This is a genomic window from Streptomyces sp. NBC_01478 (genome assembly GCF_036227225.1).
Taxonomy (GTDB): Bacteria; Actinomycetota; Actinomycetes; order Streptomycetales; family Streptomycetaceae; genus Streptomyces.
The window spans coordinates 2,814,763-2,837,729 of sequence record NZ_CP109444.1; the positions used below are offsets into that span (position 1 = coordinate 2,814,763).

The 22,967-nt window shown below is 71.1% G+C and carries 23 protein-coding genes; 6 read left to right on the plus strand and 17 right to left on the minus strand.

The features are described 5' to 3' along the window. Positions 1 to 11: 11 nt before the first annotated feature. On the minus strand, positions 12 to 497 hold the full coding sequence (soxR, locus tag OG223_RS12610) for a redox-sensitive transcriptional activator SoxR (RefSeq protein ID WP_329246654.1): 486 nt from the start codon (positions 495 to 497) through the stop codon (positions 12 to 14). A 131-nt stretch (positions 498 to 628) separates the two neighbouring features. Between soxR and OG223_RS12615 the strand changes: the two genes are divergently transcribed. Next, entirely contained in the window at positions 629 to 1,090 is a 462-nt protein-coding gene (locus OG223_RS12615; protein ID WP_033283655.1) for a MaoC family dehydratase, read from the plus strand. Positions 1,091 to 1,111: 21 nt separating this feature from the next. Here the strand turns inward: OG223_RS12615 and OG223_RS12620 are convergent, their stop codons facing one another. The 3 genes from OG223_RS12620 to OG223_RS12630 all read right to left on the minus strand — a co-directional run bounded on the left by OG223_RS12620 (position 1,112) and on the right by OG223_RS12630 (position 3,287). Beyond that, a complete protein-coding gene (locus OG223_RS12620) occupies positions 1,112 to 1,735 on the minus strand; it encodes a TetR/AcrR family transcriptional regulator (protein ID WP_329246656.1) in 624 nt (207 codons plus the stop codon). Between the two features lie 93 nt (positions 1,736 to 1,828). Further along, complete coding sequence (locus OG223_RS12625) at positions 1,829 to 2,074, minus strand: YiaA/YiaB family inner membrane protein (RefSeq protein ID WP_329246658.1); 246 nt, start codon at positions 2,072 to 2,074, stop codon at positions 1,829 to 1,831. A 61-nt stretch (positions 2,075 to 2,135) separates the two neighbouring features. Continuing rightward, the gene (locus tag OG223_RS12630) at positions 2,136 to 3,287 is read right to left on the minus strand and encodes an acyl-CoA dehydrogenase family protein (protein ID WP_329246661.1); all 1,152 of its coding nucleotides are present in this window, start codon (positions 3,285 to 3,287) and stop codon (positions 2,136 to 2,138) included. 107 nt (positions 3,288 to 3,394) lie between these two features. Between OG223_RS12630 and OG223_RS12635 the strand changes: the two genes are divergently transcribed. Beyond that, complete coding sequence (locus tag OG223_RS12635) at positions 3,395 to 4,036, plus strand: TetR/AcrR family transcriptional regulator (RefSeq protein ID WP_329246664.1); 642 nt, start codon at positions 3,395 to 3,397, stop codon at positions 4,034 to 4,036. A gap of 101 nt (positions 4,037 to 4,137) precedes the next feature. Here the strand turns inward: OG223_RS12635 and OG223_RS12640 are convergent, their stop codons facing one another. Beyond that, positions 4,138 to 5,070, minus strand: a complete 933-nt coding sequence (locus OG223_RS12640) for an acetamidase/formamidase family protein (protein ID WP_329246667.1) — start codon at positions 5,068 to 5,070, stop codon at positions 4,138 to 4,140. Between the two features lie 169 nt (positions 5,071 to 5,239). Between OG223_RS12640 and OG223_RS12645 the strand changes: the two genes are divergently transcribed. Then, positions 5,240 to 6,175, plus strand: coding sequence for a DMT family transporter (locus OG223_RS12645; protein WP_329246670.1), 936 nt, complete (start codon positions 5,240 to 5,242; stop codon positions 6,173 to 6,175). Between the two features lie 45 nt (positions 6,176 to 6,220). Here the strand turns inward: OG223_RS12645 and OG223_RS12650 are convergent, their stop codons facing one another. The 11 genes from OG223_RS12650 to OG223_RS12700 all read right to left on the minus strand — a co-directional run bounded on the left by OG223_RS12650 (position 6,221) and on the right by OG223_RS12700 (position 18,741). Further along, a complete protein-coding gene (locus tag OG223_RS12650) occupies positions 6,221 to 7,303 on the minus strand; it encodes a Zn-dependent alcohol dehydrogenase (protein WP_329246673.1) in 1,083 nt (360 codons plus the stop codon). Between the two features lie 27 nt (positions 7,304 to 7,330). Next, positions 7,331 to 8,719: an aldehyde dehydrogenase family protein gene (locus OG223_RS12655; protein WP_329246675.1), complete on the minus strand. Its 1,389-nt coding sequence runs from the start codon at positions 8,717 to 8,719 to the stop codon at positions 7,331 to 7,333. Between the two features lie 97 nt (positions 8,720 to 8,816). After that, the gene (locus OG223_RS12660; protein ID WP_329246677.1) at positions 8,817 to 9,269 is read right to left on the minus strand and encodes a DUF3574 domain-containing protein; all 453 of its coding nucleotides are present in this window, start codon (positions 9,267 to 9,269) and stop codon (positions 8,817 to 8,819) included. 20 nt (positions 9,270 to 9,289) lie between these two features. Then, on the minus strand, positions 9,290 to 10,624 hold the full coding sequence (locus OG223_RS12665) for an ABC transporter ATP-binding protein (protein WP_329246679.1): 1,335 nt from the start codon (positions 10,622 to 10,624) through the stop codon (positions 9,290 to 9,292). Between the two features lie 174 nt (positions 10,625 to 10,798). Then, the gene (locus OG223_RS12670) at positions 10,799 to 11,536 is read right to left on the minus strand and encodes a class F sortase (RefSeq protein ID WP_443073834.1); all 738 of its coding nucleotides are present in this window, start codon (positions 11,534 to 11,536) and stop codon (positions 10,799 to 10,801) included. Between the two features lie 43 nt (positions 11,537 to 11,579). Continuing rightward, positions 11,580 to 12,206 (minus strand): hypothetical protein, encoded by a 627-nt coding sequence (locus tag OG223_RS12675; RefSeq protein WP_329246685.1) that lies wholly within the window; start codon positions 12,204 to 12,206, stop codon positions 11,580 to 11,582. A gap of 99 nt (positions 12,207 to 12,305) precedes the next feature. Then, positions 12,306 to 13,544, minus strand: a complete 1,239-nt coding sequence (locus tag OG223_RS12680) for an MFS transporter (protein WP_329246687.1) — start codon at positions 13,542 to 13,544, stop codon at positions 12,306 to 12,308. 23 nt (positions 13,545 to 13,567) lie between these two features. Continuing rightward, a complete protein-coding gene (locus OG223_RS12685; RefSeq protein WP_329246690.1) occupies positions 13,568 to 15,010 on the minus strand; it encodes a CitMHS family transporter in 1,443 nt (480 codons plus the stop codon). A 122-nt stretch (positions 15,011 to 15,132) separates the two neighbouring features. Next, complete coding sequence (locus tag OG223_RS12690) at positions 15,133 to 17,373, minus strand: molybdopterin oxidoreductase family protein (protein ID WP_329246694.1); 2,241 nt, start codon at positions 17,371 to 17,373, stop codon at positions 15,133 to 15,135. Between the two features lie 119 nt (positions 17,374 to 17,492). Next, positions 17,493 to 18,113 (minus strand): TetR/AcrR family transcriptional regulator, encoded by a 621-nt coding sequence (locus OG223_RS12695; protein ID WP_329246697.1) that lies wholly within the window; start codon positions 18,111 to 18,113, stop codon positions 17,493 to 17,495. Positions 18,114 to 18,177: 64 nt separating this feature from the next. Further along, a complete protein-coding gene (locus OG223_RS12700; protein WP_329246700.1) occupies positions 18,178 to 18,741 on the minus strand; it encodes a hypothetical protein in 564 nt (187 codons plus the stop codon). A 168-nt stretch (positions 18,742 to 18,909) separates the two neighbouring features. Between OG223_RS12700 and hmgA the strand changes: the two genes are divergently transcribed. The 3 genes from hmgA to OG223_RS12715 all read left to right on the plus strand — a co-directional run bounded on the left by hmgA (position 18,910) and on the right by OG223_RS12715 (position 22,245). Then, positions 18,910 to 20,226: a homogentisate 1,2-dioxygenase gene (gene hmgA / locus OG223_RS12705; RefSeq protein ID WP_329246703.1), complete on the plus strand. Its 1,317-nt coding sequence runs from the start codon at positions 18,910 to 18,912 to the stop codon at positions 20,224 to 20,226. 93 nt (positions 20,227 to 20,319) lie between these two features. Further along, entirely contained in the window at positions 20,320 to 21,072 is a 753-nt protein-coding gene (locus OG223_RS12710) for a GntR family transcriptional regulator (protein WP_329246706.1), read from the plus strand. A 12-nt stretch (positions 21,073 to 21,084) separates the two neighbouring features. Next, entirely contained in the window at positions 21,085 to 22,245 is a 1,161-nt protein-coding gene (locus tag OG223_RS12715) for a type ISP restriction/modification enzyme (protein WP_329246709.1), read from the plus strand. Here OG223_RS12715 and OG223_RS12720 read toward each other — a convergent pair. After that, positions 22,242 to 22,958, minus strand: coding sequence for a TetR/AcrR family transcriptional regulator (locus OG223_RS12720; RefSeq protein ID WP_329246712.1), 717 nt, complete (start codon positions 22,956 to 22,958; stop codon positions 22,242 to 22,244). The two genes, OG223_RS12715 and OG223_RS12720, sit on opposite strands and share 4 nt — an antisense overlap. Positions 22,959 to 22,967 lie beyond the last annotated feature (9 nt).

Consider the following 22,967-nt stretch of genomic DNA (forward strand, 5'->3'; position numbering starts at 1 on the left):
GGACGGGCCGGCTAGGCCCGCCCCTCCCCCTTGGGGTTTCCTCCCCGTTCGACCATGAGGCGTGAGCCCGCGCCCCGTTCGCCGATCACGTCGTCCGGGTTGGACAGGACGCAGGTCGCCAGGGAGAGGCAGCCGCAGCCGATGCAGTCGGTGAGGTGGTCGCGGAGGCGGTTGAGCTGCTTGATGCGCTCGTCGAGTTCGGAGCGCCAGGCCTCGGAGAGGCGGGCCCAGTCCTCGCGGGTCGGGGTGCGTTCCTCGGGGAGTTCGGCGAGCGCCTCGCGGATGGTGGCCAGCGGGATGCCGACGCGCTGGGCGGCCCGCACGAAGGCGACCCGGCGCAGGGTGTCACGGGTGTACCGGCGCTGGTTGCCCGTGGTCCGGCGGCTGCCGATCAGACCCTTGGCCTCGTAGAAGTGCAGGGCGGAGACGGCGGCACCGCTGCGTGCGGCGAGTTGGCCGACGGTCAGCTCATGGATCTTCTCGGGAATCTGGGGCACCCCTCGAACCCTACCCATCCACCGGCGCCGGTGTTCCGTTGACAGCGGCCCGGCATGCGACCATGCTAAGCAGTTGCTTAGGCATTGCGGGACCTGTGATGCCGGATCTGGATGACGTGAGAGGCCGGGACATGGCAGAGCCGAGGATCTTCACCTCCGTCGACGACCTGCGGGCGGCGGTAGGCGAGCAGTTGGGGCACACCGACTGGCTGGAGGTCGACCAGAAGCGGATCGATCTGTTCGCGGACGCGACGGGCGACCACCAGTGGATCCACGTGGACCCGGAGAAGGCGGCGGCAGGACCGTTCAAGACGACCATCGCGCACGGGTACCTCACCCTGTCGCTGCTCCCGCTCTTCGGGCCGCAGCTCATCAAGGTCGAGGGCGTGAAGATGGGCGTCAACTACGGGACGAACAAGGTCCGTTTCCCCGCCCCGGTCCCGGTCGACTCCCGGCTCCGCGCCACCGCGAAGATCACCGGCGTCGACGACGTGCCGGGCGGCGTCCAGGTGACCGTCGCGTTCACCGTGGAGCGCGAGGGCGGCGACAAGCCGGTGTGCGTGGCCGAGTCGGTGTCGCGCTACTACCTCTGACCAACGCCCTTGGTCCGGCGGCTACTTGGAACCCACCATCCGCAGCACGAGGTCGGCGTAGAGCGCGCCGACCTCGTCGGGCGTCCGGGGGCCGTCGAGGCTGAACCAGCGGGCCACGTCGATGCACAGCGACAGGATCGCGAGGGTCGTGCCCTTCACGTCCGCCACGTCGAAGGAACCGTCCGCCACCCCGTCCTCGACGATCCCGCGCACCTCGGCGTCGACCTGCCGGCGCAGCGCGAGGATCTCGGCGCGCGCGTCCGGGCCGAGCGAGTCGAGTTCGTACTGCACGACCCGCGCGGTGGTACGACCGCCCGCGTGCCAGCGCACGAAGGAGCTCACGGCGTCGGCGAGCCGCTCGGCGGCACTGCCCTCGCGCCCCGCCGCCGTACGCAGGATCTCCAGGGCCTTCTCGTGGCCGATCCTGCTGATGCGGTGGAGCAGCTCTTCCTTGGTCTTGTAGTGGATGTAGAGCGCGGCCGGGCTCATTCCGGCGCGGCCCGCGATGTCCCGGGTGGTCGTCGCGTGGTAGCCGCGCTCGGCGAAGGCCTCCACGGCGGCGATCAGCAGTCGCCGGGCCGCGTCGGGCGTGACCTCTGCCCAGGCCTGCGGGTCGCCCGCGGTGGTCTCCTCCGCCGTACTCATCGCTCGTAAGCCCCTCTCGCTGACCCTCTATGACCCTCGATGACAAGGGCTCCACCATACCGCCGAACCTGAGCGAGCGCTTAGTCTCCCCGCTCAGAGCTTTTCGAACGGGTTGTAGGTGGTGCGCGCCGCGTCCTGCCGGTCGCGGATCACCTTGGCGAGGGTGAAGGAGGAGGTGACGAGATACAGGACGGCGATCGCGAGGAAGGCCCGCACCCAGGCGTCGGCCTGCAGCTTGAAGATGCCGATGGCGGTCGCCGCGATGGCGACGGAGAAGGACGCGACGGCCTGGCCGTAGAAGGCGGCCGTGTTCTGCGGTTTGCCCGATGCTTCGCTCATGAGGACAAGCGTCCGCTCCTACGGCCGTCACCACATCCGTCGGCGTACTCAGACGAGGTACTCAGAATGCCGAAATCCCCGTCAGCGCACGCCCGATGAGCAGTTTCTGGATCTGGCTGGTGCCCTCGTAGAGGGTCATCACGCGGGCGTCGCGCAGCAGTTTGCCGGCCGGGTACTCGTCGATGTAGCCGTAGCCGCCGAAGACCTGGAGCGCGTTGTTGGCGGCGCGGACCGCGGCCTCCGAGGCGAAGAGCTTGGCCTTGGAGGACTCGGTGGCGAAGGGGAGCCCGCGGTCGATGAGGTCGGCGACCCGCCAGGTCAGCAGTCGGGCCGCGTCCACGTCGACGGCGATGTCGCTGATCAGTTCCTGGACCAACTGGTGGTGGGCGATGGGCTTGCCGAACTGCTCGCGCTCACCGGCGTAGCGGACCGCCACGTCGAGCGCGGCCTGGGCGATGCCGACGCAGCCCGCCGCGACCGACATCCGCCCCTTGGCCAGCGCCGACATGGCGACGGAGAAGCCCTTGCCCTCGGGGGCGAGCATCGCGGAGGCGGGGACGCGCACGTCGTCGAGGACCAGTTCGGCGGTGGCCTGGCCGCGCAGGCCGAGCTTGCCGTGGATGGTGCGGCGGGTCAGGCCGGGGGTGTCGGTGGGCACGAGGAAGGCGGAGACGCCCTTGTGGCCGGGGGCGTCCGTCGAGCGGGCGAAGAGCAGCACGACATCGGCCCAACTGCCGTTCGTGATGAACATCTTGGTGCCGTTGACGACGTAGTCGTCGCCGTCGCGGACCGCCCGCGTGGTGAGGTTGCCGGCGTCGGAACCGGTGCCGGGTTCGGTGAGGCCGAAGCAGCCGACGTACTCGCCGGAGGTGAGCCCCGGCAGCCAGCGCCGCTTCTGCTCCTCGCTCCCCCAGCCTGCGATCGACTTCGCGACCAGCCCCAGCGACACGGAGACGATGCCGCGCACGGAGGAGTCCCCGCGTCCCAGTTCCTCGGTGACCAGGCAGTACGCGAGATGGTCGCCGCCCGAGCCGCCGTACTCCTCGTCGATGGTCAGCCCCAGGAAGCCGACCCCGCCGAGCTTCTTGACGATCGACCGGTCGACCTCCTCGGCGCGGTCCCAGGCGATGACGTGCGGGGCGATCTCGCGGTCCACGAAGTCCTCGGCGAGCTGCCGTACGGCCTGCTGCTCCTCGCTCAGTCCCAGGTCCATCGCGCGTCACCCCAAGTGGAAGGCCGTACAGCGACTGCTGCACATCGACTACTGCACATTTAAATTAGCACTGCTAGTTTCGCTCTCGCAGCCCTACTATGTGCGCCATGGCCCGACCGCGCAAGCCCCTCCTCAGCACCGACCGGATCGTCGAGACGGCGCGCGTGCTGGTGGACGCGGAAGGCCTCGCGGCCGTCTCCACGCGTCGGCTCGCCGCCGAGCTGGGGGTGAGCGGGCCCTCGCTCTACAACCACTTCCGCACGAAGGACCAGATCCTGGAGGCGGTCGCGGACTCGGTGAGCGCGCAGGTCGATCTGTCGATGTTCTCGGACGGGCGGGACTGGCGTACGGCGCTGCACGACTGGGCCGTGTCGTATCGATCCGCCTTGCGCGATCACCCGAACATCGTGCCGGTGCTCGCCACGGGGCCTGGGCGGCGGCCGGCGGGGTTGCGGCTCGCCGACGCGGTGTACGGGGGGATGGTGGAGGCGGGGTGGCCGCCGGCGCAGGCCACGTCGATCGGGGCGTTGATGCGGTACTTCGTCATGGGGTCCGCGTTGGGGTCGTTCGCCGGGGGGTTCGTGGACGACGAGAGTGCGTACGCCCCTGCCGACTATCCGCATCTTGGGCAGGCTCATCTTCTTGCCGATCAGCAGGAGAAGGTTGATGAGCGGGCTTTTGAGGTGGGGTTGGCTGCGTTGCTGGATGGGCTGGCGGGGCAGTTCGAGGAGATGCGGCGTGCCGGTTAGGTTCCGTCGTGTGTCGAGTGCCGGCACGTCGTGGCTGGTCGCGCCCACGCGGCGGAGCCGCAAATCGATACACCCCCGCGCCTCTTGGAAGGCAGCGCTTCTCAAGAAGCTCGCAAGATCGCCTTCGGTAGGTACGCCGAAACCACCCAGTTCGGAACGTCCACGACCTCTGTGATCCTCAGGTCCACTGCCACGCTGCACAGGACGTACGCCTCGATCGGGGCGAGGCCGTAGCGGGTGCCGAGGTGGTCGATCATGGCGCGGGTCGCGTCCTGGGCGGCGTGCATGAGGTCGGGGGCCACGCCCATCGTGGCGTAGTGGCCGGCGCGGGCGGTGTCGGCGCGGAGGGGGCCTGCCGTTTCGAACTGGGGGGCCGTGATGCGGCGGCCCTTGTGCAGGCGGATGCGGGCCGCGCCCGACAGGGACGCCTCGATCGCGCTGACGCACAACTCGCCGTCGCCCTGGGCGGCATGGGGGTCGCCGAGGCTGAGGCGGGCGCCGGGTACCTGGACCGGGAGGTAGAGCTTGGTGCCGACGACCAGGTCCTTGCAGTCCACGTTGCCGCCGAAGTGGCCCGGCGGCAGGACGCTTTGGGGTTCGGCGACGTCCGGGCAGACCCCAACCACCCCGCAGAACGGGCGGATGGGGATGTCGGCCACGTCGAGGAAGCCGGCCGTGTCCCCGCCGCTCAGGTCCCACAGGTGGAGATGCGCGTCGGGGAAGTCCTCGGCGAGCAGGCCGAGTCCGGGCAGTACGGCCGTCCAGCCCCAGTCCACCGACCGCAGTTCCAGGAACTCCACTTCCAGTACGTCGCCCGGCTCGGCGTCCCTGACCACGATGGGACCGGCCAGCGGATAGACCCGGTCCCAGTCGAAGCCCGCGACCGCGTCGACGGTCGACCCCGGGTCGAACTGGCCGTCCGTGGCCTCGGTGAGCTCGAACGACACGGTGTCCCCGTCCTCGACCTCCAGCACGGGCTCGTGCTCGGTCGACCACAGGCGATGCACGCGCTTCGGTACGGGGTGGTGGCTCATCTGACCGTCCTCACCTGTCGGCACTTGTGCCGGACTCTGCCCCTCCGGCCAAGTCGACGTCAAGCCTCTCAGGCAATAAATCTAACCCCATAGGCATCAAGCCCGCGCCTCGAACCTGACGTCCGATTTCCGCCAGCGCCGCCGCCCCGCCCCCGCATAACCTCGGGCCATGAAGAAACCCCTCCGCCCCGCCGAAGCGACCGCCTCGGCCGCCGCCGTCGTCACCGTCGTGCTGTGGGCCTCCGCGTTCGTGTCCATCCGGAGTGCGGGCAGCGCCTACTCGCCGGGCGCGCTGGCACTGGGGCGGCTGGCGAGCGGGGCCCTGGCGCTGGGTGTGCTCTCTCTCGTACGGCGAGAAGGGGTGCCGCCGCGGTCCGCGTGGCGGGGGATCGCGATCTCGGGCGCGCTGTGGTTCGGCTTCTACATGGTCGTCCTGAACTGGGGCGAGCAGGAGGTCGACGCCGGTACCGCCGCCCTCGTCGTGAACATCGGGCCGATCCTCATCGCCCTGCTCGGCTCACGGCTGCTCGGTGACGCGATGCCGCCGCGGCTGCTCGCGGGGATGGCGGTGTCGTTCGCCGGCGCGGTGACAGTGGGGTTGTCGATGTCGGGCGAGGGCGGTTCGTCCGTGCTCGGCGTGGTGCTGTGTCTGCTCGCGGCGGTCGCGTACGCCGGCGGGGTCGTCGCCCAGAAACCGGCCCTCGGCCGGGCCAGCGCGCTCCAAGTGACGACGTTCGGGTGTCTCGTCGGGGCCGTGCTGTGTCTGCCCTTCGCCGGTCAGCTCGTCCACCAGGCGGCCGACGCGCCCGCCTCCGCCACCCTCAACATGGTCTACCTGGGCGTCTTCCCGACCGCGCTCGCCTTCACGACCTGGGCGTACGCGCTGGCCCGGACGACCGCCAGCAAGATGGGCGCGACGACGTACGCGGTGCCCGCGCTGGTCGTCCTGATGTCGTGGCTGGTGCTCGGCGAGGTACCGGGGCTGCTCACCCTGGCGGGCGGGGTGCTGTGTCTGGCGGGTGTGGCGGTGTCGCGGTCCCGCCCGCGCGCGAGGGCGGAGGGGGCTGCGGCCACCACGGAGCCGCAGCCCGAACAGGTGCCGTAGACAAGGCGGTTCGGCCCGAACCGCCGGTGCCGTGGACAAGGCCGGTCAGAACACCACCAGCGCTCGTCCGCCCTTCCCCGCCACCATGTTCTCGAACGCCGCCGGAATCCCGTCCAGCGCGATCCGTTCCGTGACCAGCGCTCCCAGGTCGAGGCGTCCGGCCCGCACGTGCTCGGCGAGCACCGGCAGGTCCTTCGCCGGGTCGGAGTTTCCGTAGACGCAGCCGCTCAACGTCCTTCCCCAGTGGAAGAGTTCGAGGGCGTTGAAGGTGACCTGCTGGTCCTTGCCGCCGATGCCGACCACCGTGGTGCGGCCGCCGCGGCGGGTGGACTCCCAGGCGGTGCGGATGGTGACCGCCCGGCCGACGCATTCGACGGCGACGTCCACGCCCTGCTTTCCGGTGAGGGCGCGGATCTCCCGGGCCGTGGTGTCGGAGGCGACCACGTAGTCCGTCGCTCCGGCCGCGCGCGCCAACTCCTCCTTCTCCGGGGAGACATCGACGGCGACGATCGTCGTGGCGCCCGCGATCCGGGCCGCCTGGAGCGTCGAGAGACCCACTCCGCCGACACCGAACACCGCGACCGTCTCGCCCTCCCGCACCCGCGCCGAGTGGTGGACGGCGCCGTAGCCGGTGAGGACGGCGCAGCCCAGAAGTGCCGCGTCCGTCAACGGGATTCCGCCCGGGAGGGGGAGGACACAGGCCGCGGATACGACCGTCTCCTCGGCGAACGCGGCGACGTTCAGGCCGGGGTGGAGGTCGCTGCCGTCGGAGCTGCGGTGGGCATAGACGTCGGCGGCGCCGTTGAGGGCGTTGGCGCAGAGCCAGACCTCGCCGAGTGTGCAGGCGTGGCAAGTACCGCAGGACGGCGCCCAGTTGAGGACGACGGAGTCGCCGGGCGAGATGTGGGTGACGTCCTCCCCCACGGCCACCACCGTGCCCGCGCCCTCGTGGCCGAGGACCGCCGGGACCGGCACGCGCATGGTGCCGTTGGTCAGGGACAGGTCGGAGTGGCAGACCCCGGCGGCGGCGAGGCGGATCCGGACCTGGCCGGGGCCGGGATCCGGGAGGTCGATCTCCGTGATCTCCAGCGGAGCGCCCACGGCGGGCAGGACTGCGGCGCGAACCATGCGAGGCCTCCTAGAGGGTCAACGGGATCAGAACTGAAGGGACTTGGTCTGGAGGTACTCGGACAGCCCGTGCGCGCCGAGTTCCCGGCCCACCCCCGACTGCTTGTAACCCCCGAACGGAGCACGGGGGTTGAACCGCCCGCCGTTGATGTCCACCTGCCCCGTCTCCAACCTCCGTGCGAACGCGACCGCTTCCGCCTCCTCGCCGGCCCACACCGCGCCCGCCAGCCCGTACACCGTGCCGTTGGCGATGCGCACGGCGTCGTCCTCGTCCTCGTAGCGGAGGATGGAGAGGACCGGGCCGAAGATCTCCTCCTGGGCGATCGTCATGTCGGGGGTCACATCGGCGAAGACGGTCGGGCTGATGAAGTAGCCCTGTGGGTGCGGGGGTTCGAGGCCGCCCGCCACCAGGCGCGCGCCCTCCGTCACACCCTTCTCGATGTAACTCCGCACCCTCGCCCGCTGCTTGGCGTTGACGACCGGGCCGATGCGGTCGCCGTACTTCGCGGCGGCCGTCGAGGCCAGCTCCACGGCCTCGTCGTACTGGTCGCGGTGGACCAGCATCCGGGTCCAAGCGCTGCATGTCTGGCCGGAGTTGGACATCACGTTGGCGACACCGACGTTGACGGCCTTGGCGAGGTCGGCACTGGGGAGGATGACGTTGGCGGACTTGCCGCCGAGTTCGAGAGCGACCTTCTTGATCGCGGCGCCCGCCGTGGCACCGATCTGGCGGCCCACCGCCGTGGAGCCGGTGAAGGAGACCAGGTCGACGCCCGGGTGTTCGGCGAGGGCCTGGCCTGCGATCGGGCCGAGGCCGGTGACGAGGTTGAAGACACCGGCCGGGAGGCCCGCCTCGTCGACCGCCTCGGCGAACAACTGGGCGGTGAGCGGGGTGTCTTCGGCCGGCTTCAGCACCACCGTGCAGCCGGCCGCGAGGGCGGGGGCGACCTTGGCGACGATCTGGTGGAGGGGGTAGTTCCAGGGGGTGATCGCGCCGACCACGCCGATCGGTTCCTGGTAGACCGTCGAGTTGCCGACCTTCTCCTCGAAGGCGTGGGTCGCGGCGAGTTCGGCGTACGAGCCCGCCACCGCGATCGGCACGCCCGCGTGGACGGCCTGCGAGAAGGCGAGCGGGGAGCCCAGTTCGGCGGTGACCGTCTCGGCGATCTCGTCCTTGCGGGCGACGAGCACGTCCCGCAACGCCGCCAGGCGCGCGGCGCGTTCGGCGGGCGGGGTCGCGGCCCAGCCCGGGAGGGCGGCACGGGCTGCCCGTACGGCGGTGTCGACGTCGGCGGGGCCGCCGGCCGGGACGCTGCCGATCACCCGCTCGTCGACCGGGTTCACCACGTCGATGACCTCCCCGCCCGCCGCGGGGCGCCAGGCGCCGTCGATGTACATGCCGTCGTGTGCCTTCATCGTGCTGCCTCCCGGGCGTGACGTCGTCGTCCGCCTCACAAACTAGCGGTGTTAGTTTTCCGGCGCCAGGGACCCCGGTCACGGGTACCAGGTCGGTTCAGAAATCGGCCCGGGCCCGGTCGTCCACCCGCCCCACCGCCTCCTGCGCGAAGGCCTTCTCGTACGCCCGCCGGATCTCCTCGATCTTCCGGTCGCCCGCACCCGCCGCCGTCACCGGATACAGCAGGATCAGCTCGTACGACCGCTCCTTCTCGATCTTCCCGTTCGCGTCCCGCCACTGCCCGCGCCCGTTCTGCACGGTGAGCCCGTCCGGGAAGTCCGGTGTGACCTCCTTGTCGACGAAGGCCGTGAACTGCCGGTCGGTGACGGCCGGTCCACCGTCGGGCCGCTCGGTACCGAAGAAGAGCTGCGTCTCGACGTACGGCGTTCCGCGCGTCGGCGCGGGCGAGGTTTCCGCGTCGAGGCCGGCGTAGGCGGTGGGGGCCGCGGCCGCCAGGAGGAGGCCGGCGATCGCGAGGGCTGCCCGGTTTCGGGTGAAATGGAAGCTCATGCGCCTATCCGTACCGGGCGTCACTCGTCCAGGTCGGGCAGCCGCGCCGGGGCCGGGGAGATCCGTTCGCCGTGCTGGTCGAAGACGAACAGGTGGGCGATGTCGACGAGGAGGGGGACCTGCATGCCGTGCCGGAGTTCGATGTCGGGGGTGGTGCGGACGACCAGGTCGCCGGGGAGGCGCCCCTCGGGCGGTACGAGGTCGGGTTCGGCGTCGGCCGGGTGGTCCAGGGTGACGACCGGTCCGGCGCGCAGCGCGCCCGCGCGTCCGCGCAGCCGGTCCAGGACACCGCCCTCGCGTCGGCGGCGCCGGGCCGGGCGGGCGGGGCGCGGGGCCTCCAACTCCGGTACGAGGGCGGGCCGGGAGCCGGTGTTGAAGTGGACGAGGACCTCGTGGCCCTGGAACTCCACGTGCTCGACGAGGCCGCTGATCGCCACCTCGCCGGGGCGGGCGGCGGCGGGCTTGGCGATGCGGATGGCCTCGGAGCGCAGGCCGACGACGACCTCGCGGCCCTGCTGGACACGGAGCAACTGGTGGTCCAGGCACAGGGGTTCGGGCAGTCTGAGGTACTGCTTGCCGAGACTGATGGTCATCGCGCCGTCCAACGGGGCCCGGACCAGGCCGCGCAGGAGGTTGATGCGCGGGGTGCCGATGAAGGCGGCGACGAAGACGTTGCGGGGCAGCGCGTACACCGAGCGCGGGGTGCCGACCTGCTGGAGGACTCCGCCGCGCAGGACGGCGACCCGGTCGCCGAGCGACATGGCCTCGGCCTGGTCGTGGGTGACGTAGACGGTGGTGACGCCCAACTTGCGGGTGAGGGCGGAGATTTCGGCGCGCAGGTGGTTGCGGAGCTTCGCGTCGAGGTTGGAGAGCGGTTCGTCCATCAGGAACGCGGAGGGGTGGCGGGCGATGGCCCGGCCCATCGCGACGCGCTGGCGTTCGCCGCCGGAGAGCTGGCTGGGGAAGCGTTCGAGGAGGTCCTCGATGCCGAGCATGCGGGCGGTGGCGTCCACGCGCGGGCGTGGGTCCTCGCCGGGGGTCTCGATGCGCAGCGGGAAGCCGATGTTGTCGCGGCTGGTCATGCTCGGGTAGAGGGCGAAGTTCTGGAACACCATCGCCATGTCCCGTTCGGAGGGGGCGAGTTCGTTGGCGTACTCGCCGTCCAGTCTCAACTCGCCCTCGTCTATCTGCTCCAGGCCGGCGATCATTCGCAGCACGGTCGACTTGCCGCACCCGGACGGCCCGAGCAGGACGAGGAACTCCCCCGGCGCGATGTCCAGCGACAGCCGGTCCACCACGCGGACGCCTCGCGCATAGGACTTGCTCACGTCGTACAGGGAGATGGCGCGTGTCATGACGAGTGCCCCCGGGGGCTCACTTGGGCGACGGTGCTCCGCGGTCCGATCGCCTCGTACGGTTCGTACGAGGCTTGTGGGTCACGGAAGTTAACGGATTGTGCGCACTCGGGGGAAGAGACCGGACGGGATCGGGCGGGTCGGTCCGGGTGGTGAGAAAACGGACGGTCATCTTCAGCCGGTTCGGGCGCGCTCACGGGTCGCGGTGAGATGGGCGAAGACGACGGTGTTGCCCGCGTAGCCGGTCCTGCGGTCGTAGCTGCCACCACAGGTGATGAGCCGCAACTCCGGGCGGCCGCGGGCCCCGTACACCTCCCGGTCGGGAAAGTGCGCCTTCTCGTACGTCTTCACCGCGTCGACCGTGTAGACGGCGGTCCGTCCGTCGGCGCGCCGGACCTCGATCAGGTGGTCGGGCTTCAGTTCGCTCAGGCCGGCGAAGACGGCGGGACCGGTCATCGTGTCGAGGTGGCCGACGGCGACGGCGGTGCCCTGCTCGCCCGGGGAGGGCCCGTCCGCGTACCAGCCCACCAGCTTCGGATCGTCGTCCGGGGGCGCGGACATCCGGCGGCCGCGGTCGAGGCGGAGGGGCATGACCGGGGCGTCGACGTCGAGGTAGGGGATGGCGAGGGCGGTCGCTCGGGAGCGTGGGAGGGGGCGGGGCGGGGGCGCGTGGCGGACCGGACGGGCTGTCGGTCGGGCCGTCGGTCGGGCTGTCGGCTGCTGGTGGCCTCCGCGTGCGTCCGCACGGGCCTCGTCGGCCTGCGGGTCGGTCCGGGCCGGGCCGGACGCCTCTCCGCCCCCGGCACACCGGGCGCCGCCGACCACCAGGACGACGCTCACCGCCACCGTTCGCCCCAGCCGGAAGGCGCGCGTCCGGTACCAGGGCCGGCGGACCCGGCCGCGCCGCACCACTCCGGTGGCGGCGCGGCCGGAACCGTACGGCATGCGGGCGTGGTTACGCCGCACCATGCGCCCGGCGGCGGAGCCGGAACCAGACCGTCCCGCCGACCGCCACGAGCCCCACGGCGGCGGCGCCGGCGACCGGGGTGATGGCGGCGTCACGGGCGAGTCCGCCACCACCGGCGGGCGGACCGCCGTTGGGGCCGCCCGTACCGCCGCCCGTACCGCCGCCCGTACCGCCTCCGGTGCCACCGCCCGGCGCGCAGGCGACCCAGAAGACCTTCATCTTGCCCGCGCCGTGGCCGAGGTCGGTCGTCCAGGTGAGTTTGTAGTGCCCGTTGGACAGCGGGATCTCGTCGGTGTGCGCCGCGCCGGCGGTGTCCGTGGTGAGCATGCCCGTGACCGGGACCCCGCCGGACGACGGCGCCTGGGTCACGATGGACCAGGTGACCTTCTCGGACGGGTCGAAGTTGAAGGCGTCCAGGTAGAAGTGGCAGACGTGGGGGTTGTTGGCCTGCTCGGCGGTGGGCACACCCGTCCTGTGGATCTTGACGTCCCCGTTGTCACCAGGGGGCGGGGCGGCCGTGGCGGACGCCCCCAGGAGAGCGGTCCCCGCGACGGTGAGGACCGCGAGAGCGGTGGTTCGGGCACCGGCGCGGCGCGGGAGGGGCGTAGCGGACATGAGAGTTCCTCCGAGTCAGACGATTTTCATACAAATCGTTGTGTCTGACTCTCTTTCACACGCCCGCCCGACATCGTGGGAGCAGCGCCCGGCGCACCGTCAGATATCGCTCTTCCGGCTCAGCGGCGATCGCGTGGCCGGGGTCCCTGCCACGGCTTCGCGCGCCTCCTCGGCCCGTGCGGGCGACCGCAGCGCGACCCCCGCCGAGAGCACCAGCAGCGCGCCGAGCATCACGAACGGCGCGGCCACGCCCGCGACTCCGGCGACAAGACCGGCGCCGGCGGGTGCGGCGACCTGGCCGAGGCGGTTGCCGGTGAGCCGTAGGGCGAGGGCGGTGGAGCGGGCGTCGTCGGGGGCGGCCTGGACGACCGTCGTCATGGAGAGGGGCTGGCCGACACCGAGACAGAAGCCCAGGACCGCGAGCATCAGGCCGATGGACCAGACCGGCAGGGGGAGGGCGATGCCCGCGCACAGGACGCCGGCCAGGAGACAGGTCGCGGTCAACAGGGCTGCCCGGCCCAGCAGTTGGAGCAGTGGGGTGAGGACGAGGCGGCAGGCGATGGTGGCCGCCGCGCGGATGCTGAGCAGGACGCCGATCACGGAGGGCGCGATGCCCCGGTGTTCGCCGACCACCGGGAGGTAGGCGGTGAGGATGTCGGTGGCGGACAGCACGGAGAGGCTGATGAAGATGCCCGCGGGCACGCCCCGGGCGCCCAGGATGCCGCTCATGGGCACGCGATCGCCTTGCCGCGCACGGGACTTGACCGTCGTACGGTCCTCGATGCGCCACAGGGACGTGAACGAGACGGCGGCGCCCGCGCCCGCGACGAGCAGGGCCAGCGCGCTGGTGCCGGCCATGTCGGAGCCGCCGATCAAGGAGCCCGCGGCGATGGGGCCGATGAGCTGGCCGAGGGAGGCGCCGATGGTGAAGTGGCCGAAGTTGCGGTCCTGTTCGTGCGGGGCGGACTGGCGGGCGACCAGCGACTGGGCGCCGATCACGAAGCAGAGGTGGCCCAGGCCCATCACCCCGCTCCACATCGCCATCGCCCAGAGGGAGCCCGCGAGTCCGCTCAGTGCGCAGCCGCCGGAGATCAGGACCACGCCGACGGGCAGCAGGGGTGCGCAGCGGCCGTGGTCGGTGCGGCGGCCGAGCGGTACGGCGGCGAACAGCGGGAGCAGCGCGTACACGCCCGCGATGACGCCGATCGCCCGCTCGTCGGCGCCGAGCGCGAGGGCCCGGTAGGAGACGGCGGGGCGGGCCATCGACACCGCCCCCTGCGTGAAGCTGAAGGCGATGACGAGGCGGAGCAGCCAGCCGCGGTTCCTGCCGGACGCCATGGTGAAGTCCCTTGTCGCGTAGGTCAGATGATGCCGAACAGGATTCCTGCCCCGAGGACGACGAGCGATGTCAGGGCGGCCCACTTGACCACGAACCTGGTGTGGTCGCCGAACTCGACCTTGGCCATGCCGACCAGGACGTACACGGCGGGCACCAGCGGGCTCGACATGTGCAGCGGCTGGCCGACGAGGGAGGCGCGGGCGATCTCCAGGGAGGAGACGCCGTGCGCCTGGCCGGCCTCGGCGAGCACGGGGAGGATGCCGAAGTAGAAGCCGTCGTTCGACATGAAGTACGTGAGCGGGATGCTGAGCACGCCGGTGACGAAGGCCATGTGCGGGCCCATGCCGTCGGGGATGTTGTCGACCAGCCAGGTGGCCATGTGGTCGACCATGCCGGTGCCCTGGAGGACGCCGGTGAAGACGGCGGCGGCGAAGACCATGCCGGAGACGTTGAGGACGTTCTCCGCGTGGGCGCCGAGGCGGGCCTTCTGCTCTGCCATGTGCGGGAAGTTGACGGTGAGCGCCATCGCCGCGCCGAGCAGGAAGAGGACCGGGATCGGCAGCCACTCCATGATCATGGCGGTGAGCAGGGTGACCGTGAGCAGCGCGTTGAACCAGTAGAGCTTGGGGCGCAGGGTCGGTCGGTGGGGGTCGAGGCCCTGGAATCCCTCGTCCTCGTCGGGCAGTTCGGCGTCGGCGTCCGTGCCGGAGCCCGAACTGCCGGTGGCCTTACGGTCGTTGTCGGCGCCGGAACCGCCGGTGCCCTTCTCCGCGCCCTTGCCGGTACCGGCGCCCACGAGAACCGTCTCCGACTCGGCGGGCTCCTCCACCAGCACCTCGTCCAGCGTCAGCACGCCGAGCCGCTTGCGTTCGCGGCGGCCGAGGACGTACGCGAGGACGAGGACGCCCAGCAGGCCCGTGGCGAGTGCCGGGATCATCGGGACGAAGATGTCGCTGGCGCTGAGCTTGAGGGCGGTCGCGGCGCGGGCGGTCGGGCCGCCCCAAGGGAGCGTGTTCATCACGCCGTTGGCCATCGCGGCGACCCCGGTCATCACGACCAGGCTCATCTTCAGGCGTTTGTACAGCGGGTACATCGCCGAGACGGTGATCATGAAGGTGGTCGAGCCGTCGCCGTCCAGCGAGACGATCGCGGCGAGGACCGCCGTGCCGACGACGATCCGCAGGGGATCCGCCTTGCAGAACTTCAGGATCCCCCGGACGATCGGGTCGAAGAGGCCCACGTCGATCATCACGCCGAAGTAGACGATCGCGAACATGAGCATCGCCGCGGTGGGCGCGAGGCTGGTGACGCCGTCGATGACGTAGTCGCCGAGCTTGCCGCCCTTTCCTACGAAGACGCAGAACAGCGCGGGTATCAGGACGAGTGCCGCGATCGGCGACATCTTCTTCAGCATGATCAGGACCAGGAAGGTCGCGATCATGGTGAAGCCGAGGATGGTCAGCATGAGTGGAACACCTAACGTTCGCCTTTGAACTCCCACCAGGGGCGGCGGTCCGATGACGTTAGGTCGCGCAAAGCCGCGTTAACAAGATGTTGACGCGCGAGCAATAAGCGCAGAACTCCAGGTCACAGCGGTGCGGTGAGCGCGGCGACCTCCACGGGCACTCCGTTGAGCACCGCGTTGCCCGACAGCGGGTCGAGCAGACTGCCGTCGAGGAGCTGGTTCACGTTGACGCCCGGGTCGGCGGCCGCGTGGCTCATCCGGGTGCCGGGGCGGTCGTGGCCCCAGCCGTGCGGGAGGCTCACCACGCCGCGCCGCAGGCCGTCCGTGATCTCGGCGGGGGCGGTCACCTCTCCCCCGGCGCCCTTCACCCGGACCGGCGCTCCGTCGACCACGCCGAGGCGCTCCGCGTCGTCGGGGTGGATGTGCAGGGTGCAGCGGTTGGTGCCGCCGGTGAGGGCGGGCACGTTGTGCATCCAACTGTTGTTGGAGCGCAGATGGCGGCGGCCGACGAGCACGAGTCCGTCGGCGCGGTCGTCCATGGCCTGCCGGAGCCGGGGCAGGTCGTCGACGATCGGCCGCGGCAGCAGTTCGACCTTGCCGCTGCGGGTCTTCAGGGGCTGCGGCAGCCGGGAGGCGAGCGGGCCCAGGTCGATGCCGTGCGGGTGCGCGAGGAGTTTCTCCAACGACAGCCCGTCCGGTCGTACGCCGAAGCCGTCGCCGTAGGGACCGAGGCGCAGCATCATGTCGAGCCGGCGCTCGGGGCCGGTGTCGCCGGTGAGGTGTGCGGCGATCTCGCGCGGATCGCGTTCGTGGATCGGCGAGTTGGGGTCGGTGACGGCCTTGCCGAGGGTCTGGTCGACGACCATCGTGTCGACGGCGGCGGGGTCGGCGCCGTGCATGCCGGTCGCGGCGAGGATCAGCCGGGCCAGGATCTCGGTCTCGGCCATCCGGCCGGGCTCCAGCGGGATCGCGGGGCGGGTGTAGCGGACCTGGTTGCGGACCGCGAGGGTGTTGAACGCGAAGTCGTGGTGCGGGCTCTGGGACGGCGGGGGCGGCGGCAGCACCACGTCGGCGTGGCGTGCGGTCTCGTTGAGGTACGGGTCGACGCTCACCATGAAGTCCAGTGAGTCCAGGGCCTTGTCGAGGCGGGCGCCGTCCGGTGCGGAGAGCACGGGGTTGGCGGCGACGGCGATCAGCGCGCGGATCGGTTCGCCCTCGGCGGTCGCGGTGTCGATCTCCTCGGCGAGCGCGGAGAGCGGCAACTCGCCCTTGGCCTCCGGGTATTGGCTCACCCGTGAGTGCCAGCGCCCGAGCGCGAAGCCGCGGCCCGGTCCGGCGGGCCGGGGTGTCCGGTCGGTGGCGGCCTGCGGGAATAGGGCGCCGCCGGGCCGGTCGAGGTTGCCGGTGAGGATGTTGAGGATGTCGACGAGCCAACTGGCGAGGGTGCCGTGCGGGACGGTGCAGCTTCCGATACGGCCGTAGACGGCGGCAGTCGGGGCGGCGGCGAGTTCGCGGGCGAGGGCGCGGATCTCGTCGGCGTCCACGTCACAGGCTTCCGCCACGGCCTCCGGGGTGAAGTCGCCCAGCTCGGACCGGAGTTCGTCGACCCCCTGCACATGCGGGGCCAACTCCCCCAGTTCCACGAGGTGTTCGTCGAAGAGGACGTAGGTCATCGCCGCGAGCAGCAGGGCGTCGGTGCCGGGGCGGACCGCGATGTGCCGGTCGGCGAGCTTGGCGGTGCGGGTGCGGCGCGGGTCGATGACGGTGAGGGTGCCGCCGCGCGCCTTGAGCGCCTTGAGCTTGCCGGGGAAGTCGGGGGCGGTGCACAGACTCCCGTTGGACTCAAGGGGGTTGGCACCGATGAGGAGCAGATGGTCGGTGTGGTCGAGGTCGGGCACCGGGATCGCGTTGGCGTCGCCGTAGAGGAGTCCGCAGGAGACGTGTTTGGGCATCTGGTCGACCGTGGACGCGGTGAAGACGCTGCGGGTGCCGAGGGCGCCGAGCAGGACCTGGGGGTAGAGGGCGCCGGCCATGGTGTGCACGTTGGGGTTGCCGAGGACGATGCCGACGGCGTGCGGGCCGTGGCGCTCGACGACCGGGCGCAGACCCGCCGCGACCGCGTCGAACGCCTCCTCCCAGGTGGCCTCGCGCAGTTCGCCGTCCCGGCGGACGAGCGGGGTGCGCAGCCGGTCGGGGTCGCTGTCGACGGCTCCGAAGGAGGCGCCCTTGGGGCAGATGAACCCCCGGCTGAACACGTCGTCGCGATCGCCTCGGGCGCCGGTCACCCGGGTGCCCTCGATGGTGAGGGTCAGCCCACAGGTGGCTTCGCACAGGGGGCAGATACGCAGGGCGGTGCGGGACACGGGGCCTCCCATGGGCGACGTTGCCTCTTGGCGGCGAGCATACCGACCGGTATGAACGGTGGCGAGGGGTACCGGGGGTGAGGTCGGAAACCCGCGGAGCGTGAGCGCCGGTCCTGCGGTCAGTCCAGCACGCGCGCCAGATACGCGCGCAGCATCTCCCGGGTCTCCCCGATGACCTGCTCGTCGCCCTCCGGAGCGACCCGGAACGCCAGGTGGACGAGGGCGTCGGCGGTCTCCACGGCGACCAGGAACGTACGCCGGAGATCCTCGTCGGGTTCGCGGGCGAGGTAGCCGGAGAGCAGGTCGGTGAGGCGGTCGGCGACGCGGCGGTTGGGTTCCGCGTGGCCCGAGCCGATGGGGATCTGGTTGCCGAAGTCGACGAGGGAGAAGCCGGGCGCGGTGCGCTTCATGGCGATGTACTCGTCCAGGACGGCGTCCACCGCCGCCCGCCAGCCGTCCCCGTCCCCTGCTTCCTTGAGGCGCTCGGTGACCCGCTCCGTGTAGCGCTCCAGGTTCCGCTGCGCGAGGGCGTCGGCCATCGCGCGCTTGTTCCCGAAGAAGCGGTAGACCGAGCCGATGGGGACACCGGCGCGCTGCGCCACGGCCCGGGTGCTCAGCGCGTCGTAGCCGACCTCGTCGAGCAGGTCGGCGCAGGCGTCGAGAATCCTGGTCAGCCGTTCGGCGCTGCGCCGCTGCACGGGCGCACGGCGGAGCGATGTCGTGTGGGGCACGGGCTTCATGATGCCTTTCCGCCGCGGTCAGGTGAAGCTCGCACCTCAGTACGGAACTGGGTGCCCATAGCACTCATTCCGACCCCCGGGTCGATGCGGAGGGGGGCGTCTTGCTGCCGTCCGGGGTGGCCTGGGTCGCCGACGCCGTGATGTCCGCCGTGCTCTCCACCGGTTTGCCGTGCACGGCCCACACGGTGCCGTCGTCGGCGTAGAGGCGCGCGGTGACGTGATGGGTGCCGTGCGGGACGAGGTCGGCCGCGATGCGGTACTCGGGGACGCGGAGCCTGGCGACGGTGCGGCCGTCCACCAGGAGGCGGACCGTGCCGCGGCCGGCGACCGCGACGGGCTTCGCACCGGCGGGCGAGAAGCGGAAGTCGTGGACGGTCAGCGTGACGTCCCAACTGTCGTCGGCGGCGTCGGGCTCCACCTCGATACCGACCCCCGGCGCGCCCTTCTTGTTCACCTCGCGGTAGTGCCGGCCCTGCTCGTCGGTGTCGTCGAGCACCTTGCCCACCGGCGACGGCGACACCCGGTCACCCTTCCGCTCGGAGGTGCCCCCGGAGCCGCAGCCCGCCGATCCGGCCAGCAGCAGGGCACAGACCGCGAGCGCGGTGAGAAGTGCGCGCGACCACGACATGCTGGGGAGACTAGAACACCGGTCTGACAGCCGGATCCCCCTTGAGGCTGGTTCTTCGCCTCCGGAAGTCGGATTTTCGGCCGCTCTCCGTCGTCCTCTTGCGCCCGCGAAACCGCAATCCTACGGTGATGCATAGGAATCAGCCGGGGCAGAGGGCTAGGAGCAGAGATGAGCGGGGACGTCCGCAAGACCGCCGAGGGACTGACCTACCTCACCGGTTTCGGCAATGAACACAGCTCGGAGGCGGTGCCGGGCGCCCTGCCGGAGGGCCGCAACGCCCCGCAGCGCGCCCCGCTCGGCCTCTACGCCGAGCAGCTCAGCGGCACGGCGTTCACCGAGCCGAGGGCGCACAACCGCCGCTCGTGGCTCTACCGCGTCCGCCCCTCGGCCGCGCATCCCGCGTTCACCCGCGCCGACAACGGCGGGATCCGTACGGCGCCCTTCACGGAGACGGTCCCCGACCCGAACCGGCTGCGCTGGAGCCCGCTCCCCGAGCCCGCGCCCGGCACCGACTTCCTGGCCGGCCTGTGGACCCTGGGCGGCAACGGCGACGCGGCCCAGCGCACCGGCATGGCCGTGCACCTCTACCACGCCGACTCCTCGATGGACCGGGTCTTCAGCGACGCGGACGGCGAGCTGCTGATCGTCCCGGAGCGCGGTGGACTGCTGCTGCGCACGGAGTTCGGGCTCCTCCATGTGGAGCCCGGACATGTGGCGTTGATCCCTCGTGGGGTGCGCTTCCGTGTGGAGCTGCTGGATGCTTCAGCCCGCGGATATGTGTGCGAGAACTATGGGGCGCCCTTCCAGCTCCCCGACCTCGGCCCGATCGGCGCCAACGGACTCGCCAACGCCCGGGACTTCCGGGCCCCGGTCGCCGCCTACGAGGACGTCGAGGGCCCGGTCGAGGTGGTGAACAAGTTCTGCGGCAACCTCTGGACGGCGACCTACGACCACTCGCCCCTCGACGTGGTCGCCTGGCACGGCAACCATGTGCCGTACGCCTATGACCTGCGCCGCTTCAATGTGATCGGCTCCATCTCCTACGACCACCCGGACCCGTCGATCTTCACCGTGCTGACGTCCCCGTCGGACACCCCGGGCCTGGCCGGCGTGGACTTCGTGGTCTTCGCGCCGCGCTGGCTGGTGGGCGAGGACACGTTCCGGCCGCCGTACTTCCACCGGAACGTGATGAGCGAGTACATGGGCCTGATCGAGGGCGCCTACGACGCGAAGGCCGAGGGTTTCGTGCCCGGGGGCGGCTCGCTGCACAACATGATGTCGGCGCACGGACCGGACCGGGAGACCTTCGACCGCGCGAGCGCCGCCGAGCTGCGTCCGCAGAAGATCGACGACGGCCTGGCGTTCATGTTCGAGACCCGCTGGCCGGTGACGGCGACGGCCCAGGCGGCGCACGCCGACCACCTCCAACAGGGCTACGACGACGTCTGGCGGGGCCTGCAACGCCACTTCCGCCCCGCGCACTGACACTTCGCCGCCGACCGACACCCCGCACACCGACAACTCCCCACCGGTTTACGGCCCTTGCACTGATCCCTCCCTACCGGTACGGATGGCCCCGTGACCTCCTTCGCCCCGGATTCGATCGTCCTGAACCGCAAGCTGCCGCTCTGGTACCAGGTGTCGCAGTCCCTGCGCGCCTCGATACTCGGCCGCTCGCCCCGGGACCCGCTACGGCTGCCCACGGAGGAGCAACTCGCGGGGCACTACGGCGTCAGCGTGCTCACCATGCGGCAGGCGCTGAAGGAACTGGAGGACGAGGGCCTGATCACCCGCCACCGCCGCCGGGGCACGTTCATCGAGCCGGACGTCCGACGGGCCACGCCGGTACGGCTGTTGGGCTCGGTGGACGCGATCGTCGCGCAGCAGTCCGGCATGACGACCGAACTCCTGGACCACGGACCGGCGTCCGTTCCGCCCGAACTCGCCGAGCACTTCCCGGACTTGGCCGAGGTGGCGACGTACCACCGCCTCCGCAGCGACGAGAAGACCGGCGAGCCGACGAACCACGCCCGCAACCACATCCGCCCCGAACTGGCCGCCCGCCTCGACCTGGACGACCTGATCCGCTGGCCGATGACCAAGGTGCTGCGGGACGTCGTCGGCGCGGACATCAGCCGCATCACGGACACGGTGGAGGCCCGCCTGGCCGACCCGGAGACCGCCCGCCTCCTCCAGGTCCCGCTCCTCAGCCCGATCCTGCACTACACGGGCATCACGTACGACACACAGGGCAGGGTGCTGGACGTGGCGGTCATCCACTACAGGGGTGACCGCTTCTCCTTCTCCGTCACCCTCGACGCCGCGAACTGAGGTCGTCGTACGATGCCGAGCGTGACGCACGACGACGCTCCGCTGCTCGCGGACCTGATGCCGTGGTCCGTCGCACCGATCCGGCTCGGCCGGGGGTGGCCGACGGCGCCCGACGCGGCAACCCTGAAAGCGCGCTGGGACGCCCTGGTGAAGGCTGAACTCCCCGACCGGGAGACCCTGTTCGAGCCGAGCCGCTCGCGCACCCTGCACTCGGCGGTGTCCCAGCTCCCGGGCCAGCCCAGCGGCACGGAGAAGCTGATCCGCGCCACGGGCCCCTGCCCGGAACCGGTCCGTGTCCTGTACGCCCCCTTCGACGAGCAGTGGCTGATCCCGGACCACCGCCTGATCGACGTGGCGCGACCGGAGTTGTGGCGGGTGGCGGACGAGCACCAGATCTTCGTCGTGGAAACGGCGGGCGCCCCCGGCCCGCTCCTCCTCGCCTCCTCGGTCCTCCCCCAGCTCCGCCCCGGTCGCGTCCGCCCCCTCTACCGCCGCCCCGCAGCCGAGGAACCGAACCTGGCGCCGGGCCTGTTGGACCACCTCGCCACCCACCTCGGCCACTCCCCCACCCCGGCGGACCTCCTCGCCTGGACGGTGACGACAGCCCGCCCCGGACTCGCCGTACCCCTCACCCGGGACCCCGAACTCTGGGCACGCGGAGTCGAGTTGGGCCACCGCATCCTCTGGCTGATGCGCCGCAACGGCGACCGCCCCAAACTCCCCGGCGGCCGACGCCCCTACGTCCGCGCCCCCTTGCCACCCCTCCCCCTCACCCTCCACTACGACCGCGACGAGGAGACCCTGCACCTCGACGAGGGCCGCATCTCCCCGGTACCGCCCGAGTCCTGGGACTTCGAGGTGAGCGGAGTGCGCGTCCTGGAGGAGTGGTTCACGTCCCGGACATCGGAGACCGCCGAGCCGGGCACGCTGGCCGCGATCCGCCCGGGGACGTGGCAGCAGACGTGGACTTCAGAACTGCTGGAGCTGATCACGGTGTTGGCACTGCTGGCGGAACTGCGGCCACAGCAGGAGGAGTTGGAGGTACGGGACCAGATCACGGCGGCGGAACTGCGCAAGGCGGGCGTCCTGCCGGTACCGGAGGCGGCACGTCGGCCCGCATCGGTTTTGGACCACCACGAAGAGGGCCCGGAGGGTCAGTTCGCTCTGATCTAGCCTCGCTCGGGGTCGAAGGCGTCCAGAACCTTCGCCAACGCCATATCGAACACCGCGTCCAGATCAATGGGCCCCGGATCCTCCATGAACGCCGCAGCCATCCGCGGATACGCCCCACCCGCGATCCGACTCCCCAAGTACGCGATCCGCACCGCGTTCTCCTGCTCCTCAGACCAAGGCAGCGAGCGCGACCGCTCGGCAGTCGCCAACTCATTGCTCACATACATCGTCACGACCCCGTTGAGCAGCCCGACGAGCTGCATCTTCATGCCGTACGTCGACTCCACCGGGTCCAGACAAGCCAGGCAATGCTCCAGATACCGCAGCGCGTTGGGGCTGAACCCGTACACCGGTGACATCAGCCGAGGCAGCCAGGGATGCCGGTGCATCAACGTCCGCGTCTGATGGGCGACCCGGACCATGTCCGCCCGCCAGTCCCCCGACGGCTCCCACTCCTCGTGCTCGCCACTGACCGCGTCGACCATCAGCTCGTACAGGTCCTCCTTGCGGGGGACGTAGTTGTACAGCGACATCGTGCCGCACCCCAGTTCGGCCGCGACATGCCGCATGGACACCGCGTCCAGCCCCCCACCGTCGGCGATCCGCACGGCCGCCGCCGCGATGTCCGCGCGGCGGAACGCCGGCTTCGGCCCCCGCCCCGCACGCTCGGGGCGCGCCCAGATCACTTCGGGTACGGCCGCTCGGTCCGCCATTGATCATCA